The organism is Clostridium sp. OF09-36 (genome assembly GCF_003481985.1).
GTDB lineage: Bacteria > Bacillota > Clostridia > Lachnospirales > Lachnospiraceae > Brotaphodocola.
This window is the reverse complement of the sequence record NZ_QUMD01000031.1, coordinates 16491-38413: the sequence shown is the minus strand read 5'-3', so window position 1 is coordinate 38413 and position 21923 is coordinate 16491. Positions and strand designations below refer to the sequence as shown.

Below are 21923 nucleotides of genomic sequence, written 5' to 3'. Positions count from 1 at the left end.
TGTTTAGTCGCATAAACTGATTATACCACGAACGCCGGGCTTTTCGAAGCTCGGCGTTTTGTGTTGGATATATAAAATGAGCTGCCGCACGTTAGTGCGACAGCCCCTTGTCATATACTTAAATTGCTAAATGTACTTTAATCGATGATGATTCCGCCCTGGTCAGCACTTCTTGCGTGCAGTGCATACCGTTTCAGGTATCCTTCTACTGGCTGTGGCTCATAGTGGAATGCCGCCTTTCTGCGTGCAAGCTCCTCGTCGGATACATGAAGCTCCAGCTTTTTGTTCGGGATATCGATATCGATCTCATCGCCGTCTTCAATGAGGGCAATCGGACCGCCAGCAGCAGCTTCTGGGGAAATATGGCCGACGAAGCAGCCGTTGTTGGTGCCGGAGAAGCGGCCATCGGTGATGAGGGCGGTGCATTTATTTAAGCCCTGGCCGTAGAGCAGCTTCATAGGTTTGAACATTTCCGGCATGCCAGGTGCACCCTTCGGACCCTCGTAGCGGACAACCACAACGTGTCCTGGCTTGATCAGCTGCTTTGCGATGGCATCGCTGACAGCATCCTCGCTGTCAAAGCAGATGGCTTTTCCGGTAAAGTGGCGGACCTCCTCTGCCACAGCGGCAGGCTTTGCCACGGCAGTGTCAGGTGCAAGGTTGCCGTGCATGATGGCGAGACCTGCAAGGGTTGAGAATGGCTTCTCTAAGGAGGTGATGACATCCGGGTTCTTTGGATACAGGCTGCGGCAGGAGGCGGCGTTTTCGCCGATGGTCTTGCCGGTTACAGTCATACAGTCGTTATACAAAAGTGGCTTCATCTGACGCTGAACCTCCGGGATACCTCCGGCCTTGTAGAAGTCTTCGGCGTCGAATTCCTTGGATGCCGGGTTGATGCGGCAGATCAGCGGGATGCTGTTTCCGTATTCCTCAAACCATCCCATGACAGTTTTGGAATCCAGTCCGATCTCATGTGCGATGGCGAGAGTGTGGATGACGCAGTTGGTGGAGCCTCCGGTTGCCATGAGCACCATGATGGCGTTGCGGATTGCCTCCGGTGTGATGATATCGCGGGAGGTAATGCCCTCAAGTACCATATGAACAGCGGCCTCGCCGGACAACAGTGCGGCACGCAGACGGTCATTGTATACAGCCGGGATCGCTGCGGAGCCCGGAAGGCTTAAGCCGAGAGATTCTGCCATGCAGCACATGGAGTTTGCGGTTGCCATATGCTGGCAGGAGCCGACCGTCGGGCAGCACAGCTCCGTGATATCCTCCAGGACATCGTGGCCTATCTTTCCTACCTGGTACATACCGTAAGCCTCCTCGATGGAGGTGGAGTCTGATTTGCGCTTGCCGCCGAAGGACTGGCCGCCGAGCATGCATCCTCCTGCGAGGAAGATACATGGAATGTCCAGTCTTGCGGCTGCCATCAGCATGCCGGGAACGGTTTTGTCGCAGGAGCCGATGAGCACCAGACCGTCCAGACGGTGGGCAAGTGCCATGGTTTCAATACTGTCTGCCACGAGTTCACGGGACGGGAGAGAGTAGCGGGCACCGCTGTGGGTAGTGCAGACACCGTCACAGACTGCGATGCAGCCAAATTCTACCGGAGTGCCGCCAGCGCGGTAAACGCCGTATTTGACCTGCTCTGCCAGCTCTTTTAGGTGGCGGTGGCCCGGGACAATGTCGGTAAAGGAATTGCAGACACCGATGATCGGGCGGGACATGTCATCATTGGAGAAGCCGTTTGCCTTGTAAAGGGTGCGGCAGGAGATGAGACTGTCCGGAAGAAAGGTACCGGATTCAAATTTCTTTTGCATGTGAATACCCCCTGATTGATTATTTTATAGTTTTTTGAGAACCCTGATTGATGAAATCCCAGAAAATCTGGCTGGCCGGGAAAGCTTCCGCCCTTTTTTGCGGATCAGCCGGATCGAGGTGGAGACCGTTGGGGTAATGGGAACACCAACGGTATTTTCCCGTTTGTAGTATTCGTAAAAATTCTGCGACAGCAATGCGACACCCATATTCAGTGAGACAAGCGCCATAATGTTGTCGGGCCTGAGCCCATTGAAGCGGGATGCCGGCGTAAACCCGGCCTTTAGGCAAAGCTGCATGCAGACATAGTGAAGCTCTGCCTGCTCCCCGATGAGGATCATGGGATCGTTCCTTAAGGCGGAAAGAGGGATGCTGGTTTCTCTTGAAAGAGGGTGGCTTTTTGGAAGCACAGCAATGATGTCCTCCCGCACAAACTCAATTGCGTCATACGCAGACATACCGCTGCGGAATGGGCGGACAAAGGCCAGCTCGACATCGCCGGAGTCCAGCATTTTGGGAATGACACCGGGTTCAAACTCCGAGGTTCCTACGGCAATCTCCGGGTGGAGACTGCTAAAGCGTGCCATGAGATCGGCGATTTTGTAGGCACCGATCAGTGGGCAGGAGGCAATGCAGATCTGTGGGTTTTTGCGTGCCTGCTCTTTTTTCAGATACTGTTCCCTGCTGATCTGTTCAATGCTCCGGTGTGCCTCCAGCATCTTTTCAACATAGGGTAAGATCTGATAGCCAGCTTCGGAGAGTGCGCAGTTTTTAGAATTGCGGATAAACAAGGTCAGCCCCAGCTCCTGCTCTAATGCAGCAATGTGCTTGGAAAGGGCAGACTGGGACACACAAAGCTCCTCCGAGGTGCGGGAAAAGCTTAAATAATGCGATAATGCGGCAAATTCCTCATAATACCGTATGTTTGACATAAGATACCTTCTCATAAACTGTCAGATTATTGTTGTAAACTTTTTTTATTATAGCGCATCTGTTCCAAAATGGAAAGAGTATAGAAAACAATTTATTCCATTCTGGAAATGATGACAACGCAATTCGAATTGCAGATGCATGCAATAAATGATATGATGCTGATATTGATAAATAATTAACAAATAAAAACGAAGGAGGTTACATGTTATGAGCAAAGAGGTACGCACAATCGGGATTTGTGGAGAGATTTCCTGAACTTTCCTTATTTTTCAAGGCTTACAGCCTCTTAGATAGTGAAATGATATGTATTTTCCCTTATCTTTGCCCTTATGCGGAATCCGCAAGGGAAATAAGGGAAATTTTTAGTTAAGCATTGCTCACTACTTTATCAAGAAGTCTTGCGGAATCCCGTTTTGCTTTTCTTGTTGAGTGAGCGTAAATATTCATTGTGGTACTGACATCAGAGTGTCCTAACAGTTCCTGTACATCTTTCGGTGCAGCCCCATTGGAAAGCAGATTGCTGGTGTAGGTGTGACGTAACTGGTGGAAATGGAAATCTTCAAATCCTTCCAGTTTCTTTGACACTGATCTGCATACAATGCTGAGTGTACTCGGCAGTTCCAAAGAGCCATCCGGTCTTAAGCAGACAAAGGAGATTTCTTTGTAATCTGCCGGGACTTCCTGCGTTCCGTCAAGGTGATAGTATTCATAATAGACTCTGTTTTTCACATGAACTTCTTTGTAGTAATTGCGGTGATATAATTCGCCATACTGCATCCGGTTTTTGAGTTGTTCCTTTCTGGCAGCTTTCAGTATTTCAGTCAGGGTATCGCCAAAATCAACAATCCTAACTTTTTTCCGCTTCGTTGGTCCAATAATGTTTTTGTGTTTCATGCCGTCGTAGCGGATACTGCGTTTTATGGTCAGGCATTGTTCCTCAAGGTTAATGTCCTGCCATGTAAGACCACAGGTTTCTCCGATACGGAGCCCGGCATAATACGCAATCTGAATCGGTAGAATGGCAGGTGGGTTTTTCTTTTCCAGATACTTGATAAGTTGCTCGTAATCATCATGCGAAATCGGTTGTGTGCCTTCTTCCACTTCATCATCGGAAAAGAGGTCAACTTCCTCTGCCTGTCGTTTCAGTTTGATATATTGCATCGGATTGAAACTGATTAGTTGTTTTGGAAATACTGCAAAACGGAATGACTGCTGTAACACTGCGGAAAAAGAATGGATATAATCTTTGCTGTATCCCTTTCTTACTTTCCCGTCTGGAAACTCACCACCGAATGTAAGCAGATCAAGAAATGCCTGTAAATGTTCGGCAGTAACTGTTTTCAGTTTGCGGTCTGCAATCGGGTGTTTTTTGATACAGCGGATTGCACCAAGATAATTTTCCACTGTGCCGTTGCTGAGTGTCCCGGTTTTCAGTTCTTCTTCCGCCCACATATCCAGAAGCTCTCCTACCGTAAGGCTGTCTGCCTTTGCGACAAACTTCTTATTTTCGTAATCTTCCAGTGCTTTGCGGAGAAGTTTTTCCGTCTCACTTTTACTTTCGGTTCCAGCATATTCTTTCTGAACCATTTTACCGCTTGCATCTTCTACATAGAAGCGATAGTACCATTTTTTTCCTTTTTTTCTAACAGATCCTTTTGCCATAATTGTATTTCTCCTTTCGATATCAGACAATCGGAACTGTTGAAATGCTTCTTGCGTGTAAGTATATCACAACTCCGGTTGTCTTACTATACCGATTCAGAATCCTCATACATAACTTCGGATAAAAGATTGGCAAGTCTTTGTTCGGCTGCTTCCGGTTTCTTTGAATAGAGCCTTATCACATCTGCCATATCGTTAAATGCGTTGACAGTATGTGTGATCTCTCTGAGAAACATAATCTCATTATATTCATCTTTCGATTCGAATCCCATTACTTTGGCAATGTCCGCATCTTTGGTACTGCCTTTGTAATTTTTACAGGCGAACTGAAACGAATCCAGAAACAGTTCATATTGCTTTAACATTAACAGCAGTAAGTCTTTAGAAAAAGCGTCTTCTGTTTTATTAAGATCAAGAGGTAACTGTTTGAGAATATCGCCCATCACATCACGAATCTGCAATTCCTTCTTATCCGTAATATCAGTTTCATATTCATCGGTTTCCCCTTTGAGCCATTCAATCGATACATGAAGTGCTTCCGAAAGGCCTTCCAGTACCATCTTTTTGGTATTGTCAATCGAACCATTCTCATAACGCAGGATTGTGGAAGCGGTAACTCCCATCTTCTCTGCGACATAAGGCTGTGTCAGATTTAATTCGAGACGGCGCTGTTTTGCCCTGCTGCCGATCAGCTTGCGTAGTTCTTTATCTTTCATGCTGATGTGCTCCTTTTTCGGTATGTCATTACTATACCACGCAACAAAATATATTGCAATATGCAATTTATAGAAAACGAATGAAATTTCATAATGCTTGACAAAGCAATATAAACACGCTATACTGACAGCACAAATGAAATTGCATAATGCAATTTAAAAGGAGGTGGTCATATGACACAAAGAAAGATTGCCTTATCTATTGAAGAAGCTGCTGATTATACGGGAATCGGCAGGAACACCCTGAGAAAACTGGTGGAATGGAAGAAACTTCCGGTATTAAAGGTTGGGAGAAAAGTCCTGATCAAAACGGATATGCTGGAACTTTTTATGGAAGCCAACGAGGGCAGAGACTTGAGGGATAAGGGAAATGTGAAAGCAGTCACAAGAAACGGTTCAACTTAAAAAAGCGGTTCCCGAAGAAACCGCCAAAGGTTCTATCAGACCGGAGTCATGATATACCTACACGCAAACAGATTATACCATGTACTTCGTCTGACAGACAACAGGAAACTTATGTTTGGAAGAAAAAGAAAGGACGATGATATTTATGGCAAGATCAACAAAGAGTTATGAGGAGCGTATGCTCCAGTTGGAAAAGAAAGAACAGGAAAGCCTTGAGAAAGCAAAACAGTATGCAGCACAGAAACGGGAACTGAAGAAACGTCAGAAAGATGTGGAAACTAAAAAGCGGACACACAGGCTCTGCCAGATTGGTGGTGCGGTGGAATCGGTGCTGGGTTCTGCGATTGAGGAAGATGATATCCCAAAGCTGATCGGCTTCTTAAAAAGGCAGGAAGCAAATGGGAAATTCTTCTCAAAGGCAATGCAGAAAGAGCCAGTTGCGAATACGGAGGAAGTGTAATGCCGGAGGGAGTGGATTTTCCATTCCCTTCATTGCTTTTTCATGAAGGGCGCACTTATGGACAACCAGAGGTCGTCCGTATAAGTTTGCCACAGGTGGCAACCGGTCTGCGCTTATGCTTGCCGGGCTCGTTCCGTCGGCGGGGCTTTCAGCCAGACCTGCTCATGCCGCAGGAGGCACTCTTCGCCAGAGGGGCGCATTCCATGCAGGCTGTTATGCACAGGGCACTCTTACGCAGAGGGCGTTCCGGCAGATACCATTTTCTTTTTGGGAAAACGTTACCTGCCGGAAATCAAAGCCGGATACGGCAGAAAGGGGGAAACGGAGCATGGCGATTTTTCATTATACAGTAAAGATTGTTGGACGCAGCAAAGGGAAATCCATCATATCAGCATCTGCGTATCTCAATGGTGATGTGATGAAAAATGAAGAAACAGGCAGGATCAGCTACTACACTGCCAAAAAAGAAGTCGTTTATACCAGCCTGTTGATGTGTGAAAATGCACCACAGGAATGGCTGAACGTACCTGCTGAAAATATCAGACGGTTTCAGAAATCTGCCCGATATAAAAGAGCAGATAACAAAGATGCTGCACTGGGAAAATTTAAACTTACTTTTCAGAAACAGCGTTTATGGAATGAAGTTTTGAAGATTGAGAAGACCTCGGATGCACAACTCGGCAGGTCATTTGAATTTTCGCTTCCGAAAGAATGGAGCCGACAGGAACAGATTGATTATACAACTGAATATATTCAAAAGACCTTTGTAGATAAGGGAATGTGTGCGGACTGGAGTATCCACGATAAAGGAGATGGAAATCCCCATGTGCATTTACTTGTGACGATGCGACCATTCAATCCAGACCACTCATGGGGGAACAAAGAAATCAAGGATTGGGAGTTTGTCAGAGATGAAAATGGAAATATTGTGGTGGATGAATCCCATCCGGACTGGTGGCAGGATAAAAAGAACCCTGACCGTCATGGAATCCGAATCCCCGTACTTGATGAAAATGGAGTCCAGAAAGTCGGGACAAGGAACCGCAAACAGTGGAAACGTGTATTAACCGATGCTACCGGGTGGAACAATCCGAAAAATTGTGAGCTATGGCGGAGCGAATGGGCAAACGTCTGTAATGCACATTTGAAAACGGAAAATCACATTGACCATCGTTCTTATGCAAGGCAGGGAAAATTAGAGATACCGACGATCCATGAGGGCGCAGATGCCAGAAAAATTGACGAGAAATTTCAAAACGGACAGACATCCTCTACTTCATGGAAAGTAGAGGAAAACCAGATCATAAAAAGACAAAATGCACTGCTGGATAAAATACAGATTTCTTTTGGAAAAGTATCCAGTGCATTAACACAATGGAAGGAGCGATTGCGTGACATTAGAAGAAAGCCGGGAAGTCATTCCCATGATGGAGACAATGATAAACCAGATCGAGGAACAGCAGAATCTTATGGCAGAGATGGTACAGGAATTGCAGGAACGGGACAGGCAGCTCCTGTCTTTTCAGGAGCAGAACCAGAGTTTAAAAAGCTTAAACAGCGAATTATCCAGGCTGCTAAATCTTTTGCCAGATACAGAAGAACTGCTCTCACAGATCGAGCAACAGAAAACCAGAATCGAACAGTTGGAAAACGAGAATCAGCAATGGCAGGAATTAACGCAGAAGCTGAACAACGAGAACAGCTTATTGCAGAAACAGAACAGCGAATTGCTGACCTTAAACAGCAGATAGAGAAAGCGAGGGAGATCGATGAGCGAATGCAGAAACTTAGAGAACGTCGGGCAGGTGGAAGAACTTCTGCTGATGACCGAACAGATGCAGGACGAACTGGATCAGAAAGACCAGACAATCCAGGAACTAAACAGGCAGCTAAGCGAATCGCTGACCTTGAACGAGAAATTGAACAGCGAAAACAGAGCCGAGAATATCGAAGCATTGCGGACAAGATTAAGGCAAACAGAGGAACGATTGACCAGCGAGACAGACAGCAGGAAAAGAGCCGACGCAGAAGCCGTGGCATGGAAATTTAAGTATGAAAAAGCAGAGCAGGAAAAACTTTATGCACAGACACACCAAAAGACGGTAGAGGTAGCTGTTGAGAAAAAAGTGCCTTATGAGAAATGTGAAAAATGTGACCGTACTGCTTACCGGAAAGCAAAAGAAAAATGCGATAGCCGTAAAAGCCAGTTAGAAAAGAAATATAAAAATATGACGATTGGTTATGAAAGTATCTTGTTTCTACTGGCATGGTACAGCATAACAACAACACTGTTTACTGCGATTCTTTCGCCGGTTTTCCTTAACGACTGTATCGTCTTTTTCGGTGCGTTAGGAAAAGGAATGGGAAGTTTATTTCGGGAGTTTGTGACAGGTGCAGACTCTTTCGGACAGTTAAGCAGTGGAATACCTAACAGTATTCTTTCCGGGATTGTGTACTGGCTGATTGCCGGTACTGTCATGGCAATTTTATTCGTAATAACCGGGTGGCTGATAATCGGGATTGGTTATCAGGTAGGAAAAATCTACCGGAAATATTGTTGGGATATCATCAGTATCGTGGTAGCGATAACGAGTACAGCTGTTGTAATTTACTTTGGAGAATGGATTAAAAACGCTAATCCGATAAATCTTATTGTATTGCTATTACTGTCGCATATTATTTATATTGGAATCAGATGTTATGTGAAAGACTGGATGGAAGAACGAGGATATTATTAAAAGAGGACAGGGAAATTTCATAATCTTCCTGTCCTTAGTAAGGGACTATTGATTGTTTATATAAAGAAAAAGTATATAAATAAATCTTGACAATTAGTACGAACTCGGGCTATAATACAAAAGTCCGGATTCGTACTAATTTAAGGAGGAAAAAGATGAGAAAAGATAATAATATGATAATACAGTTGCAACGATATTATGCTTTATGGAAAGAATGTACAGCAATGTATGAGGAATGGTCAAAGGATCAGGGACTGTCTTCAAATGGAGTTTTTGCTTTGCATTCATTTTATGAAAGTAATGGAAGATGCACGCAGAAAATGATAAGTGAAAAATGGAATATACCTAAGCAAACGGTAAATACGATACTAAAAGATTTTCAGAAAAAAGGATACATCAATATGGTATCTGATGATTCAGACAAGAGAAATAAGCTGATATGCCTCACAGAATCAGGAATGGAATATACGAAAGATATCATAGAAAACTGCACTCAAAAGAAATATATGTAATCGAAAAAATGGGATTAGAGAATATAGAAAGTCTTAATGATAATACAGAGCTGTTTATCAGACTTTTCAAGGAAGGAGATTGTAAGAAAAATGAATCATAAATCATTATTTTTTAAATATGTTATTCCATCTATTATAGCATTTGCATTATCAGGAATATATGCGATAGTGGATGGATATTTTGTAGGCAATACCATAGGAGATGCTGGACTTTCGGCTATTAATATTGCATATCCGATTGAGGCTTTGATTCAGGCTCTTGGAACAGGAATTGGTATGGGAGGAGCTGTTTATTACTCAATTAATGCAGCAGAAAAGAAAGGAAAACGGGCAGAAGAATTTATTGCTACAAGCTGGTGGCTTCTTGTAATAGTAAGTGTTATCAGTACCATAATTATTTACTCCTTTTCGTCTAAAATTTTAGGATTGCTTGGAGCAGATGGAATTATATTAACAAATGCGACAGATTATATCAAAATTATAGCACTTGGAGCAATATTGCAGATTCTTGGAACTGGAATGATGCTATTCATTAGAAATTATGGAAACTCTTTCTGGTCAATGTTTGCGATGGTTGGTGGATTCATAACCAATATTGTTCTGGATTTTATCTTTGTATGGATATATGAAATGGGCATGAAAGGTGCAGCCACAGCTACAATAGCCGGACAGGGTGTGACTGCAGCAATTGCAATCATATACGCATTATATAATAAAAAGTTTTATGTGTATGTATCCTTAAAAAATGTAAAAGAAATGTGTGGCGCTATATTCAGAGTAGGTCTTGCACCATTTGGGCTAGCATTGACTCCTAATATTTCATTGGTGTTTATAAACCGATTCTCCGCTTCTTATGGGGGAGAAAAAGCTATTGCAACTTATGCATGTGTATCCTATATTATCTGTATCATATATCTCATATTGCAGGGCGTAGGTGATGGAAGTCAACCTTTAATGAGCCGTTTTTATGGTGAGAAGGATCAAGAAAGCCTGAGAGGAGTTCAGAGAATGGCATACATTTTTGCAATAATTCTTGCTGTTTGTGGTGGAATTATCATGTATGTAAACAGAGCAAATATTGGAGGGGTTTTCGGAGCTTCTTATGAAGTAAGTATTGAGATTTCTAAAATTGTACCTATATTTTTAGTGTCATTACCATTTGTTGCGATTACCAGAATAGCGACAGCTGGATTTTATGCTACTGAAAAAAGTGGATTGTCATACATTCTTACATTCATTGAACCAGTATTGATGCTGATATTTATGCTTGTTTTACCACCTTTATTTGGTGGACAGATTATGATATGGTGGAGTACGGTATTGGCACGTGTTTTTTCAGCGATTCTGGCATTCATACTAATAAAATATTGCGAAAAGGGAGATTTGCAATATGGAATACAGAAAATTTAACAATCAGATAGTAGCAAGAATAATCTAGGTTTATCTATTGTATTTTTAAGGACAGCCTCATAGCAATAGGGCTGTCCTTTTAAAATTATGAAGCTAATTTTTAATAAATTCTAGTAGATTTTGATTGGAATAATCATAACTCTAATGAATCTTCAGCATCTACCCACATCTGTAAATTCCCATCAAGATATAACCTTGCATATTCTAATGGCTCATCGATTGCAAGCGATGTCAAAGCACAATCAGATCCAGGTGTGGTTCTTAAATTTTTTTCTGCTTCCCAACAATCAATACGGAGTATATAGCCCGTATTAGTATATACATCAATGCTGTTGCACTGTGGATTGTATTCTGCAAATATTGTTCTCATCGTATCCCATCTCCTTATCATTTAATCAATCAGTAGTAGCAAAAATTAAGAAGCATTTCAATCAGTTCACCATGTCACTTTTATTTTGTGTTATACTGTCTTATAGATTTTTCTTGCCCTTGTATTTGCCCTTATCAGAGTGCATAAACACTGATGGGACGATATAACACAAGGGAAATAATAAGGGAAAGCTCACCTGCGACAAATCCAGTGTTTTCAAGGGGGTGCGAAGAATTTAATAATAAAATATAACAGTTATTAAATTTCTTAAAACAGGTGAAATCTCAATCGGAATTGTCGGAACCGGGATCATTGCGACCAGCATGGCAGTGCTGACAACGGGACATGGGTTTAAGACGGTGGTTTATGCGCGCAGCGAAGCATCGGCACAAAGATGCCGCAACAATTATGAAAATCACTGGAAAAGTCTGGTAGGACACGGGCTTGCGACCAGTGAGCAGGTGGACATCTGCAAAACTTATCTGGTAATCTCACAGGACTATAAGGCTATGGCGGATGCGGAGATCGTCTTTGAGAGTGCACTGGAGAACCCGGATGTCAAGCATGATATCTATCATATTCTGGAGGATACCTGCCCGGATGTGAAGGCAATCTGCTCGGTAAGCTCCTCCATTGTGCCGGATATTCTTGCAGAAACCTGTGAAAAATATGGCGATCGGATCATCGTAACGCATCCGTTCAATCCGGTACATATGGTCCCTTATTTTGAATTATGCGGTGGAAAACGGACTGCTCCGGGTGTGATCGAATACGTCTACCAGCTTCTGGAGGAGTTAGACAGAAAACCGGTTGTTTTGAAAAAACCGACCCCGGGTTTTATCGGAAACCGACTCCAGTTCGCATTGTGGAGAGAGGTACTTGCCCTAGTAGAGGAGGGTGTGGCAGATCCGAGAGACATCGACCGGGCATTGCAGTACAGCTTCTGCCCGCGCTATACCTCCATCGGTATTTTCGAGCATTTCGATAATGGCGGTCTGGAGCTGAACCGGACAACCTGTAAAAATCTGTTCCCGGTCATCAGCGATACCAAGACTGTGCCGGAATGTATCGATAAGCTGATCGCAGAAGGAAAAACAGGCGTGAAGGCGGGAGAGGGCTTTTACGACTGGCGTGGAGTGGACATGGACGCATACCGTGAACGTGTCAATGCACCGTACTGGAAGTTCTGTGAGTGGGATCTTCCAAAGGAAAAAATGTAAAAACACGGAATGTTAGGAGGGGTTAGAATGACACAGAAATTTAGTATGGAACGGGCAAAGCTGGTGAAGATCGCAATCTGCTTTCTGATCGTGGCAATTTTCTGGGTGATGCCGGCACCGGCGCCGATGACAACAGCCGGTATCCGCGTGATCGGTGTATTTATCGCCACCGTAATTCTGCTGTCTGCGGTTGATACCGTGTGGCCGGCTATGCTGGCAGTCGTATTACTGTCCAGAACTGGTGCAACCACATTAAACGGAGCCATCAGCGGAAGCCTTGGAAACTGGGTCGTATATTTTGTATTGATGACCTTTATTATGACACATGCGCTGAATGAGTCCGGCTTTACCTCACGTCTGGTTGCAAAATTCATGAGCCAGAAATTCGTGAACAGGAATCCATGGACCTTCACGATTTCCCTTGGTGTTCTTGGCATGATCCTTGGCGCGTTTATCGACCAAGTTCCGGCAGCAGCATTTATGCTTGCCTTCGTGAACCGGATCTATCAGGAGCTTGGCTATTCCAAGGATGACAGCTACCCGCATATCACCAATATCATTACCCTGTTTGGTGTCAATATTGGTGGTGCCATGACTCCAATCTCCCATTCGCTGATTATTTTGGGACTGGGCGTGTATGAGTCTGCAACAGGACAGAGCATCAGCTGTTTACCTACCTTCTGTTTGGTATCCCGACCGGCATTGTTCTGTTTGCAATCATGGCACTGATCATCCGCCTGATCGCAAAGCCGGACTTCGGCAAATTCAAAAATTTTGATGTGAGCCGGGTTCTGGACCAGCAGGGACCAATGGACCTGCGCGAGAAGGTAACTGTATTTGTCTTCTTCCTGACTGTCCTTCTGTGGATCATCCCGGGCTTCTTAAAGCTCTTTATCCCGGATGCGGCCTTTGTCACGGCGCTCAACAGCTACGGAATTACTTTCTGGGCGACCTTATCCGTTGTATTGATGGGAATCGTCAGCATTGACAATAAGCCGCTGATCGATGTGCGTGATATCGTGAATAAGCATATCAACTGGGGCATTCTGATCTTCATCAGCATCGGTGTTTATTTCGGAAGCGTGATCTGTGCAGAGGAAACTGGAGTGAATGCATTCATGTCTGCCTACATCAGCCCGCTGATCAGCCATGTTCCGACGATGGCGGTGGTTCTGATCATTGCCTATGCAGCAGTATTTATGACCAACTTTGCGTCAAACGTATCGACGATCACGGTTATGACCGGTCTGGGAGTTGCCCTTGGCATGAGCACCGGAGTGGTCAATCTGGTGGCAATCTCCATGGTAACCAGCTTCTGTGGTTCCGCTGCATACCTGATGCCATCCAGCTTCGCAGTCATTGCAATGCTCCACGGCAACGAATACAGCAGTAAGAACCAGATATATAAATATGGTATCATCATGATGCTGCTTACACCGCTTGTGGTAACACTCATTGGATATACGCTTGGAACCATGTTATAAAACGGAGGATTGCGAAAGAATACCGGTAAAAAGAGTTGTTTCGAAATATAAGAAATGCAATATAAAAAATGCAGGAAAGCCGGAGAGGTTTTCCTGCATTTTTGTGTAAATGGATATCATGGAGACGCCAGTGGCGCTATGGTTCACAATGCGGAAGTGTCAGCAACACCTAGTCCCGTCCAGGCCCATTCGATACCGCGGAAGAAGGGCGGGTGCTTGCACCGCCAGGCCCAAGACCTGGAACGGCAGTTCCGGAGCCGCCGGAGCTTCCAGAGCTTCCGGAGGTGGTGCCTGCATCGTCCGGTCCCAGATAGGACGGATCGATGGTAACGCTTGTGTGGCCGGAGCAGCGTTTGGTTGGCATTGCGTATTTGGAATCGTCGGTCTCGCCTTCCTCGTCAGCTGGCAGGGCAATACGCACATGGGAGGTCTTCGGGCAGTTCGGGCCCGGAAGGAGTCCGGTTACGCTGCAGACGGTTGTGAGCACATGGGTGTTGCACATCTCTGTCGGTACGGTTCCCTTGGCAAAGTATTCCGTGTAGACAGCGTCACCACGCGGGTCGTGGGAGCAGACACCCGGAATGGCCAGCTTGCCGGATTTGCGGCAGATCTCTGCGGTTTCGATGCTGTCCGGAACGGTGAAGCCCGGGTCACTCAATCCCTCGTGGACACGGGTCATGATCTTGCGCCAGATATCCTTGTGGAAGGAGGTTCCGCCGTTCTGTGCGGTCAGCTTCTGGTTCTCATCGCAGCCGCCCCACACACCGGCAGTGTAATAAGGTGTATAGCCGATAAACCAGATATCGTTGTTGTTGCTGGTCGTACCACTCTTACCGGCAGCAGACATGTTTGGCAGTGCGGCGCGGGTACTGGTGGAGCTGACGCTGACACCGGAGCTTGCGAAAATGTGGTTAGGCTGCATGGAATCCTCCATGGCATCCGTCAGTAAGAATGCAGTGGAATCCTTTAAAACGCGGTGGGTTTCCGGCTCATTATCGATCAGAAGCTTTCCATCGTGGTCCAGGATCTTCGTGAAGAAGACCGGCTTGGTATAAAGTCCCCCGTTTGCGATGGAGGCAAAGGCGGAGGTCAGCTCTAGGTTGGTGACACCGTTGGTGATACCGCCAAGGGCTGTTGCTGCGTTCATGTCGGTGTCCGTCAGGGTGGTGATGCCGAAGTTCTTGGCGTATTCCACACCGAGCTGTGGGCTTACGGTTTCCATCATGGTGCGCACGGCAACAATGTTCATGGAATAGATGATACCGTCGCGGATGCTGGAGTAGCCAAGATAACCCTGCTTGTACCAGTTTTTAAAGGTTTTTGTCCCCACAGTGAATGGAGCATCGTAGTAAACGCTTCCAAGTGTAGCCCCACAGGTGTCCAGGGCCGGGGCGAATGCAGTAATGACCTTAAAGGTAGAACCAGGCTGTCTGGTCGTGTCGGTAGCGCGGTTTAAGGTCAGGCTGGCTGTCTTGGTGCCGCGTCCGCCGCTGATCGCTTTCACTTGTCCGGTTTTCTGGTCCATGATGACGAAGGAAACCTGAGGTTCCAGTACCTTGCTGGAGCGTTCGCCGATTACGGTATCCCCTTCCTGCAGGATGGCTGCTTTATAGGCCTCCATATCTGCGTCTGCTTCCGCCTCGCTGTTGTAGAGACCGTCCCATCCCGGGTTTAGAGTGGAAGCGTGCCAGGATTTTAAATTCTTCTCTGAAAAGTGCTCCGTGGTGCCGTCGGCATGGGTTACAGAGAGACGGTATTCCACGCTGTAGCGGGCAGCAGAGTAGTTTGCAGGGTCATTGACCTCTTCGTCTACAATGGCCTGGATCGCAGGGTCCTGGGTGGTGTAGATCTGAAGACCGCCGCTGTAGAGCAGGTTGTGTGCCTGGGTCTCGGTGTAGCCGAGCTTTTCCATTAGTGTATCCTTTACCTGCTGGGTCAGCTCATCGGTAAAGTAGCTGTATGGAGTGGAGCTTTCTTTGGAAACGGTGTCGACCATCTGGATGCGGGCATAGACATCGTCTGCCAGGGCTTCCTCCTGCTGGGCCTTGGTGATATAGCCCTGTTCAAACATATACTGCAGGATCACCTTCCGTTTTTCGGCGTTGGCCTCCTGCCCGCTGATCGGGTTTAGGCGGGACGGATTCTGGGTGATGCCGGCAATGACGGTGCATTCCGAGAGTGTTAAGTCGGAAACATCCTTATTAAAATAGCGCCGGGCTGCAACCTTGACACCAAGGGCGTTATTGCCCAGGTTGATGGTGTTTAAATAGTTGGTTAAGATCAGCTTGCGGTCCATGGATTTTGTCAGCTGGAGTGCCAGGTACTGCTCCTGGAGCTTTCGCTCGAGCTTGGCACCGAAGCTGGTTTCCATGCCGCCGTTGAACATATTGTTTTTGATGAGCTGCTGGGTAATGGTACTTCCGCCTCCGCGGTTCTCGCCGGTCAGCACGCCGACTGCGGCACGGGAGATGGAACGCAGGTCGATGCCGTTGTGGGTCCAGAAACGGGAATCCTCAATGGCAACGAAGGCATTGATCAGGTCCTGGGGAAGCTCGTCGTAGGTGGCTTCTTCCCGGTTGGAGCCTGCAGTTACCAGCGTGTCGGTTAAGTTTCCGGCACTGTCATAAACGGTAGTGGCATAGCCGATGGGTACGATACTATCCACATTCAGCTCCGGGGAATTGTCGATGATACCCATGACAATGCCGATGCCAATACTGGATATGACCAGAACGCAGAACAGACAGAGTACGCAGCAGGTTTTTGCAAAGGTGAGAAAAATACGGGAGCGGTATTTCCGGCCCCGCGACTCGGCAGCCTGCAAACGCTTTTCTGTAGCGTTTTTTCCATAATTCATTCGGAATCCTCCTTTTCAGGATGTGTACTGGCAGCTGTAAAGAGGTCTGACAGCTGCTGATGGGGGATAAAATGTTGTTTGTATCATGCGTGAACAACATAAAAATCCGTCTATCATTATACCAAAATGATTCTGATAATTCAACCGTGCGAAGCTTCGGCAAAATCCGTTGGTGTCTGCGAAACACATGGGCAGTCATGTTGCTTCTTGCCAGAAGTCTTCTTTACTGGTATGATAGGGAACGAGAGAAGCGAATCGTAAAAGAAACAGGATGATAGGAAGTAGTATACCCATGATGGAACGATATAAAATTCTTTATGAGGGCGGAGAAGGGGAATTAACCGAGAAAAAATCCCGCTTCATTGCTACCACAAGACCGGTAGAGAGCGAAGAAGATGCCGTCGCTTTTATCGATGAGATGAAAAAGAAATACTGGGATGCCCGGCATAACTGCTCGGCTTATGTGATCGGGGAGCGCGGCCAGGTGCAGCGCTGCAGTGACGATGGGGAGCCGGCCCAGACGGCAGGACGCCCAATGCTGGATGTGCTTTTGGGTGCAGAAGTGAAAAACATCTGTGTCGTGGTGACCCGTTATTTTGGCGGAACCCTGCTTGGAACCGGCGGACTGGTGCGTGCATATTCCGGCGCAGTGCAGGAGGGACTCAAAAACAGCGTGATCGTGGAGAAATGTCCGGGTGTGGAATTGAAGATCCATACCGATTACAATGGCATTGGCAAGATCCAGTACATCAATGCGCAGATGGAGATCCCGGTTCTGGATACCCAGTACACCGATGCAGTAGATGTTGTCTGCATGGTGCCGCTCGAAAAAGAGGGTTCCCTGGTTGCCCAGATCACCGAAAAGACTGGCGGCAAAGCTGTGATTACCCGGGAAAAGGAATGCTATTATGGCTTTGCAGACGGGGAACTGGTCCTGTTTTAAAATTTAAACAGAAAAAGCCCTGCAATTGAGGAAAAAACGCTTGCATTCCGTTCACCAGAATGCTATATTAATAACTTGTGATGAATGACGTGAAACTAAGGACCTGGCAACAAGTCCTTAGTTTTTTTAAAGAGAAAGAGGATTATTACGACTATGAAAATGAAGAGAGAAGACATCCGTAACATCGCGATCATTGCCCACGTTGACCATGGTAAAACCACTCTGGTAGATGAACTGTTAAAGCAGAGCGGCGTTTTCCGTGCAAACCAGGAAGTGGCAGAGCGTGTCATGGACTCCAACGATATTGAGCGTGAGCGTGGAATCACCATTCTTTCCAAGAACACAGCAGTATTTTATAAAGATAAGAAGATCAACATCATCGACACCCCAGGACATGCAGACTTCGGCGGCGAGGTTGAGCGTGTACTGAAGATGGTAAACGGTGTTATCCTGGTTGTAGACGCATATGAGGGACCGATGCCGCAGACCAAATTCGTGCTGCAGAAGGCACTGGATCTGGACCTGTCTGTTATCGTCTGCATCAACAAGATCGACCGTCCGGAAGCAAGACCGACCGAGGTGATCGATGAGGTATTAGAGCTGTTTATGGATCTGGACGCATCCGACGAGCAGTTAGACTGCCCGTTCGTATTTGCATCTGCCCGTGCAGGTTTTGCAAAGAAAGAGCTGGACGATCCGGAAGTAGATATGAGCCCGCTGTTTGAAACCATCGTAAACTATATCCCGGCTCCGGAAGGAGACCCGGATGCAGATACCCAGATGCTCATCAGCACCATTGACTACAACGAGTTTGTTGGCCGTATCGGTGTCGGCAAAATCGACAACGGAAGCATCAAGTAAACCAGGACTGCGTGATCGTAAACCATCACGATCCGGACAAGATGCGCCGCGTGAAGATTGGTAAGCTGTACCAGTTCGACGGCTTAAAGCGTGTAGAGGTTCAGGAGGCAACCATCGGTGATATTGTTGCAGTATCCGGTATCGCAGACCTTCACATTGGTGATACTATCTGTTCCCCGGAGAATCCGGAATCCATTCCGTTCCAGAAGATTTCTGAGCCGACGATCGCCATGAACTTCATGGTAAATGACAGCCCGCTTGCAGGCCAGGAGGGTAAGTTCGTTACCTCCCGTCATTTAAGAGAGCGTCTGTTCCGCGAACTGAACACCGATGTCAGCCTGCGTGTAGAAGAGACCGAGTCCCCGGATTGCTTTAAGGTTTCCGGACGTGGTGAGCTGCATCTGTCTGTCCTGATCGAGAATATGCGCCGTGAGGGCTTTGAGTTCGCAGTCAGCAAGGCTGAGGTTCTTTACAAATACAACGAGCGCAACCAGAAGTTAGAGCCGATGGAGTTAGCTTACATCGACGTTCCGGAGGAGTTTACCGGTGCGGTAATCCAGAAGCTGACCTCCAGAAAGGGTGAGCTGCAGGGCATGAGCCCGGCAAACGGCGGATATACCCGTCTGGAGTTCTCCATCCCGGCAAGAGGTCTGATCGGCTATCGTGGTGAGTTCATGACCGATACCAAGGGTAACGGTATCATCAACACCATTTTCGATGGTTACGGCCCGTTCAAGGGTGAGTTAAGCTACCGTAAGACCGGTTCCCTGATCGCTTACGAGAGCGGTGAGACCATCACCTACGGCCTGTTCAACGCCCAGGAGCGCGGTATCCTCTTTGTGGGACCGGGCGAGAAGGTTTACTCCGGTATGGTCATCGGCCAGAACCCGAAGACCGAGGATATCGAGGTCAATGTCTGCAAGACCAAGAAGCTGACCAACACCCGTTCCTCCAGTGCTGATGAGGCATTGAAGCTGGTTCCGAAGAAGATCATGAGCCTGGAGCAGTGCCTGGAGTTCATCGATACCGACGAGCTTCTTGAGGTAACCCCGGAGAACCTGCGTATCCGCAAGAAGATCCTGGATCCGACCATGCGTAAGAGAGCATCCTTTAAAAAATAAATATTGCCAGATTCCCTAAAACCTGGTGTGGACTTTTCTAGTAAAGCCAAGCTATTTTTCGCCACACAGCCCCTTCCCGTACGGGAGGATGCTGTGTGGCGTTTTTTGCATTGTATATCGAGGAGGCGCCAGTGGCGCGTACTCTTATAATTTCGAAAGGAGTTTACTATGACAGATACATATATGAAAGAAAAATCGGTATTCCCACTGCTGTTGTCGATGGCCTTGCCGATGGTAGTGTCTATGCTGGTCAATTCCCTTTACAACATTATCGACAGTTTTTTTGTGGCAAAGATCAGTGAAAACGCCATGACGGCCCTTTCCCTGGTCTATCCGGTGCAGAACTTTATCAGTGCTGCTGCCATTGGCTTTGGTGTGGGCATCAATGCACTGGTATCGCTGTATCTGGGTGCCGGAAATAAGAAAAAAGCCGGAAATGCAGCGGGGCAGGGGCTTTTCTGCTGCCTGGTCCACGGTGTCGTTCTGGCGGTGCTTTCCCTTCTGGTCATGCCGCATTTTTTAAATATGTTTACGGGTGATGAAGACGTAAAGGCGCTGGCAATCCGCTATGCTTCCATTGCTTTTTCGTTTGCACCGGTGATCATGGTGGGATTATTTTTTGAGAAGCTTTTTCAGGCGGTAGGGCGCATGAAAGTTGCCATGACAAGCCTGCTTTGCGGCTGTATCGCTAACATTATCCTGGACCCTCTGATGATCTTTGGAATCGGCATTTTTCCGGCAATGGGGATTACCGGGGCGGCGATCGCAACGGGGATCGGCCAGGTGGTTTCCCTGGCAGTATATCTGCTGATGTATGTGGGAAAACCGTTCCCGGTCAAATTTACCAGACAGGACCTGCAGCCAAATGGAGAAATCTTAAAGAAGCTGTATGAGATCGGCATTCCGGCTATCTTAAACATAGCGCTGCCTTCCTTTCTGATCACCGCATTAAACGGCATTCTTGCTGCAGCTTCCGGCAGTTATGTGCTGGTGCTTGGAATCTATTATAAGCTTCAGACCTTCCTGTATCTTCCGGCCAGCGGCATTGTACAGGGACTGCGTCCGCTGATCGGATACAACTATGGGGCAAAAGAAATGAAGCGGGTGCGCAGGCTGTTTGAACTGACCCTGATGATGTGCGTGGTCATTATGACGATAGGAACCTTTGGCTGCCTGCTTTTTGCAAAGCAGCTTATGCAGCTGTTTACCGCAAACCCGGAAACCGTGGCAGCGGGAGCACAGGCATTACGCTTGATCTGTCTGGGATTTCTGGTCTCCTCGGTGTCCGTGACAGCCAGCGGTGCGTTTGAGGGCCTTGGAATGGGCATGTCCTCCCTGATTATTTCCCTGTGCCGCTACCTGGTGGTGATCCTGCCGGCTGCCTGGATCTTAAACCGAATCATGGGCCCGGTGGGAGTTTGGCACGGATTCTGGATCAGCGAGTGGATCTCGGCTGTTGTTTCTGCTTTTCTTGTGGGACGTTTTGCGTTCACTGCTTTTCATAAAAATGAAACGTGATGAATTTGACTGTTTTTGGATTTTTTGTCTGGGAAATGTAACATTTTGCCGCCATTTGTCGAGCGAAAACCTGAATATTTTTTCTCATTTTTCCGTAAATATGATAATAGCTGAGAGCTAAAAGAAATGGGAAGAGGAGAGAAAATACTATGTCAGAAAAAGTGATCGAAAACAATAAGGTGAGTGTGATCGGAGAAATCATTTCCGGGTTTACCTTCAGCCACGAAGTATTTGGAGAGGGCTTTTATCTTGTGAACGTGGCAGTGAGCCGTTTAAGCGAGCAGGCCGATATCATCCCGCTCATGATCTCAGAGCGCCTTTTGGATGTCAAGGAAGATTATATTGGCTGCACGGTGGAGGCCATTGGCCAGTTCCGTTCCTATAACCGCCATGAAGGAATAAAAAACCGTCTGGTACTGTCGGTGTTTGTACGGGAAATCCATTTTATGGAGAAATTTACGGATTATACCAAGACGAACCAGATCTTTCTGGATGGTTACATCTGTAAGGCACCGGTTTACCGGAAAACGCCGCTTGGAAGGGAGATTGCAGATCTGCTTTTGGCAGTCAACCGCCCTTACGGCAAGTCAGACTATATCCCGTGCATTGCCTGGGGCAGAAATGCGCGGTTTGCTTCTGGCTTCGAGGTGGGAACCAGAGTGCGCGTATGGGGCCGTGTGCAGAGCCGGGAGTACACCAAAAAACTCAGCGAGACTGAGTGCGAGAAGCGGGTGGCTTACGAGGTTTCCATCAGCAAGCTGGAATGCGGGGATCCGGAAGAGGAAGTGTGAGGATGCGAAGCATCAGCGCGGCTGTGCTGGCGGATTTATGTATGTGAACCGCAATAAGAATAGCCGCAGTCTTAACAGATTAACTTGCAAATCACATGGGA

Annotated in this window: 19 protein-coding genes and 1 pseudogene; 14 read left to right on the top strand and 6 right to left on the bottom strand. The window is 46.8% G+C overall.

The window, feature by feature from the left end; genetic code table 11:
• Nucleotides 1–137 precede the first annotated feature (137 nt).
• From ilvD to DXA97_RS16885, 4 genes are all read right to left on the bottom strand, one after another.
• A complete protein-coding gene (gene ilvD / locus DXA97_RS16900) occupies nucleotides 138–1823 on the bottom strand; it encodes a dihydroxy-acid dehydratase (RefSeq protein ID WP_118721195.1) in 1686 nt (561 codons plus the stop codon).
• 24 nt (nucleotides 1824–1847) lie between these two features.
• Nucleotides 1848–2753 carry a LysR family transcriptional regulator gene (locus DXA97_RS16895; RefSeq protein ID WP_182436941.1) on the bottom strand — a complete coding sequence of 302 codons (906 nt, stop codon included), beginning with the start codon at nucleotides 2751–2753 and terminating at the stop codon, nucleotides 1848–1850.
• Between the two features lie 367 nt (nucleotides 2754–3120).
• Nucleotides 3121–4416, bottom strand: a complete 1296-nt coding sequence (locus tag DXA97_RS16890) for a tyrosine-type recombinase/integrase (RefSeq protein ID WP_117347818.1) — start codon at nucleotides 4414–4416, stop codon at nucleotides 3121–3123.
• A gap of 86 nt (nucleotides 4417–4502) precedes the next feature.
• Nucleotides 4503–5132 (bottom strand): helix-turn-helix transcriptional regulator, encoded by a 630-nt coding sequence (locus tag DXA97_RS16885; RefSeq protein WP_117347817.1) that lies wholly within the window; start codon nucleotides 5130–5132, stop codon nucleotides 4503–4505.
• Nucleotides 5133–5306: 174 nt separating this feature from the next.
• Here DXA97_RS16885 and DXA97_RS16880 point away from each other — a divergent pair, with 174 nt between their 5' ends.
• The 7 genes from DXA97_RS16880 (at nucleotide 5307) to DXA97_RS16850 (ending at nucleotide 10657) form a co-directional block, all read left to right on the top strand.
• Nucleotides 5307–5537, top strand: a complete 231-nt coding sequence (locus DXA97_RS16880; RefSeq protein ID WP_002578307.1) for a helix-turn-helix domain-containing protein — start codon at nucleotides 5307–5309, stop codon at nucleotides 5535–5537.
• 145 nt (nucleotides 5538–5682) lie between these two features.
• Nucleotides 5683–5997 carry a DUF3847 domain-containing protein gene (locus tag DXA97_RS16875; protein ID WP_002578306.1) on the top strand — a complete coding sequence of 105 codons (315 nt, stop codon included), beginning with the start codon at nucleotides 5683–5685 and terminating at the stop codon, nucleotides 5995–5997.
• Nucleotides 5997–6350, top strand: coding sequence for a hypothetical protein (locus tag DXA97_RS22460; RefSeq protein ID WP_009243740.1), 354 nt, complete (start codon nucleotides 5997–5999; stop codon nucleotides 6348–6350). The genes DXA97_RS16875 and DXA97_RS22460 overlap by 1 nt, the downstream gene beginning before the upstream one ends.
• Nucleotides 6326–8047, top strand: a complete 1722-nt coding sequence (locus DXA97_RS16865; protein ID WP_009243741.1) for a MobA/MobL family protein — start codon at nucleotides 6326–6328, stop codon at nucleotides 8045–8047. Before DXA97_RS22460 ends, DXA97_RS16865 begins: the two co-directional genes overlap by 25 nt.
• Nucleotides 8031–8735 carry a DUF6040 family protein gene (locus DXA97_RS16860; protein ID WP_021369328.1) on the top strand — a complete coding sequence of 235 codons (705 nt, stop codon included), beginning with the start codon at nucleotides 8031–8033 and terminating at the stop codon, nucleotides 8733–8735. Before DXA97_RS16865 ends, DXA97_RS16860 begins: the two co-directional genes overlap by 17 nt.
• 155 nt (nucleotides 8736–8890) lie before the next feature.
• On the top strand, nucleotides 8891–9247 hold the full coding sequence (locus DXA97_RS16855) for a MarR family transcriptional regulator (protein ID WP_243107721.1): 357 nt from the start codon (nucleotides 8891–8893) through the stop codon (nucleotides 9245–9247).
• A 90-nt stretch (nucleotides 9248–9337) separates the two neighbouring features.
• Nucleotides 9338–10657, top strand: coding sequence for an MATE family efflux transporter (locus tag DXA97_RS16850; RefSeq protein WP_118721193.1), 1320 nt, complete (start codon nucleotides 9338–9340; stop codon nucleotides 10655–10657).
• A 133-nt stretch (nucleotides 10658–10790) separates the two neighbouring features.
• Here the strand turns inward: DXA97_RS16850 and DXA97_RS16845 are convergent, their stop codons facing one another.
• Nucleotides 10791–11027, bottom strand: coding sequence for a DUF6061 family protein (locus DXA97_RS16845; protein WP_002578301.1), 237 nt, complete (start codon nucleotides 11025–11027; stop codon nucleotides 10791–10793).
• A 248-nt stretch (nucleotides 11028–11275) separates the two neighbouring features.
• Between DXA97_RS16845 and DXA97_RS16840 the strand changes: the two genes are divergently transcribed.
• From DXA97_RS16840 to DXA97_RS16830, 3 genes are read left to right on the top strand one after another with little or no spacing between them, the layout of a single operon-like run.
• The gene (locus tag DXA97_RS16840; protein WP_347561679.1) at nucleotides 11276–12247 is read left to right on the top strand and encodes a 3-hydroxyacyl-CoA dehydrogenase family protein; all 972 of its coding nucleotides are present in this window, start codon (nucleotides 11276–11278) and stop codon (nucleotides 12245–12247) included.
• 27 nt (nucleotides 12248–12274) lie between these two features.
• Nucleotides 12275–12976 carry an SLC13 family permease gene (locus DXA97_RS16835; protein ID WP_182436940.1) on the top strand — a complete coding sequence of 234 codons (702 nt, stop codon included), beginning with the start codon at nucleotides 12275–12277 and terminating at the stop codon, nucleotides 12974–12976.
• The gene (locus DXA97_RS16830) at nucleotides 12967–13731 is read left to right on the top strand and encodes an anion permease (RefSeq protein ID WP_118721190.1); all 765 of its coding nucleotides are present in this window, start codon (nucleotides 12967–12969) and stop codon (nucleotides 13729–13731) included. The genes DXA97_RS16835 and DXA97_RS16830 overlap by 10 nt, the downstream gene beginning before the upstream one ends.
• 169 nt (nucleotides 13732–13900) lie before the next feature.
• Here DXA97_RS16830 and DXA97_RS16825 read toward each other — a convergent pair whose 3' ends face one another.
• A complete protein-coding gene (locus DXA97_RS16825) occupies nucleotides 13901–16588 on the bottom strand; it encodes a transglycosylase domain-containing protein (protein WP_118721189.1) in 2688 nt (895 codons plus the stop codon).
• A 292-nt stretch (nucleotides 16589–16880) separates the two neighbouring features.
• On the opposite strand from DXA97_RS16825, the gene DXA97_RS16820 reads away from it, so the two are divergent.
• The 4 genes and pseudogenes from DXA97_RS16820 to DXA97_RS16805 all read left to right on the top strand — a co-directional run bounded on the left by DXA97_RS16820 (nucleotide 16881) and on the right by DXA97_RS16805 (nucleotide 21822).
• On the top strand, nucleotides 16881–17531 hold the full coding sequence (locus tag DXA97_RS16820; RefSeq protein WP_118721188.1) for a YigZ family protein: 651 nt from the start codon (nucleotides 16881–16883) through the stop codon (nucleotides 17529–17531).
• Nucleotides 17532–17684: 153 nt separating this feature from the next.
• Nucleotides 17685–19513, top strand: a pseudogene (gene typA, locus DXA97_RS16815) (translational GTPase TypA).
• Between the two features lie 168 nt (nucleotides 19514–19681).
• Entirely contained in the window at nucleotides 19682–21031 is a 1350-nt protein-coding gene (locus DXA97_RS16810) for an MATE family efflux transporter (protein ID WP_118721187.1), read from the top strand.
• A 149-nt stretch (nucleotides 21032–21180) separates the two neighbouring features.
• A complete protein-coding gene (locus tag DXA97_RS16805; RefSeq protein WP_118721186.1) occupies nucleotides 21181–21822 on the top strand; it encodes a single-stranded DNA-binding protein in 642 nt (213 codons plus the stop codon).
• Nucleotides 21823–21923: the final 101 nt, after the last annotated feature.

Excerpts from the sequence above, each read along its gene's own strand:
- DXA97_RS16880 (WP_002578307.1), top strand. The coding sequence starts at position 5,307 with ATGACACAAAGAAAGATTGCCTTATCTATTGAAGAAGCTGCTGATTAT.
- DXA97_RS16810 (WP_118721187.1), top strand. The coding sequence starts at position 19,682 with ATGACAGATACATATATGAAAGAAAAATCGGTATTCCCACTGCTGTTG.
- DXA97_RS16865 (WP_009243741.1), top strand. The coding sequence starts at position 6,326 with ATGGCGATTTTTCATTATACAGTAAAGATTGTTGGACGCAGCAAAGGG.
- DXA97_RS16895 (WP_182436941.1), bottom strand. The coding sequence starts at position 2,753 with ATGTCAAACATACGGTATTATGAGGAATTTGCCGCATTATCGCATTAT.
- DXA97_RS16825 (WP_118721189.1), bottom strand. The coding sequence starts at position 16,588 with ATGAATTATGGAAAAAACGCTACAGAAAAGCGTTTGCAGGCTGCCGAG.
- DXA97_RS16805 (WP_118721186.1), top strand. The coding sequence starts at position 21,181 with ATGTCAGAAAAAGTGATCGAAAACAATAAGGTGAGTGTGATCGGAGAA.
- DXA97_RS16820 (WP_118721188.1), top strand. The coding sequence starts at position 16,881 with ATGATGGAACGATATAAAATTCTTTATGAGGGCGGAGAAGGGGAATTA.
- ilvD (WP_118721195.1), bottom strand. The coding sequence starts at position 1,823 with ATGCAAAAGAAATTTGAATCCGGTACCTTTCTTCCGGACAGTCTCATC.
- DXA97_RS16855 (WP_243107721.1), top strand. The coding sequence starts at position 8,891 with ATGAGAAAAGATAATAATATGATAATACAGTTGCAACGATATTATGCT.
- DXA97_RS16885 (WP_117347817.1), bottom strand. The coding sequence starts at position 5,132 with ATGAAAGATAAAGAACTACGCAAGCTGATCGGCAGCAGGGCAAAACAG.
- DXA97_RS16850 (WP_118721193.1), top strand. The coding sequence starts at position 9,338 with ATGAATCATAAATCATTATTTTTTAAATATGTTATTCCATCTATTATA.
- DXA97_RS16845 (WP_002578301.1), bottom strand. The coding sequence starts at position 11,027 with ATGAGAACAATATTTGCAGAATACAATCCACAGTGCAACAGCATTGAT.
- DXA97_RS16875 (WP_002578306.1), top strand. The coding sequence starts at position 5,683 with ATGGCAAGATCAACAAAGAGTTATGAGGAGCGTATGCTCCAGTTGGAA.
- DXA97_RS16835 (WP_182436940.1), top strand. The coding sequence starts at position 12,275 with ATGACACAGAAATTTAGTATGGAACGGGCAAAGCTGGTGAAGATCGCA.
- DXA97_RS22460 (WP_009243740.1), top strand. The coding sequence starts at position 5,997 with ATGCCGGAGGGAGTGGATTTTCCATTCCCTTCATTGCTTTTTCATGAA.
- DXA97_RS16830 (WP_118721190.1), top strand. The coding sequence starts at position 12,967 with ATGGCACTGATCATCCGCCTGATCGCAAAGCCGGACTTCGGCAAATTC.
- DXA97_RS16890 (WP_117347818.1), bottom strand. The coding sequence starts at position 4,416 with ATGGCAAAAGGATCTGTTAGAAAAAAAGGAAAAAAATGGTACTATCGC.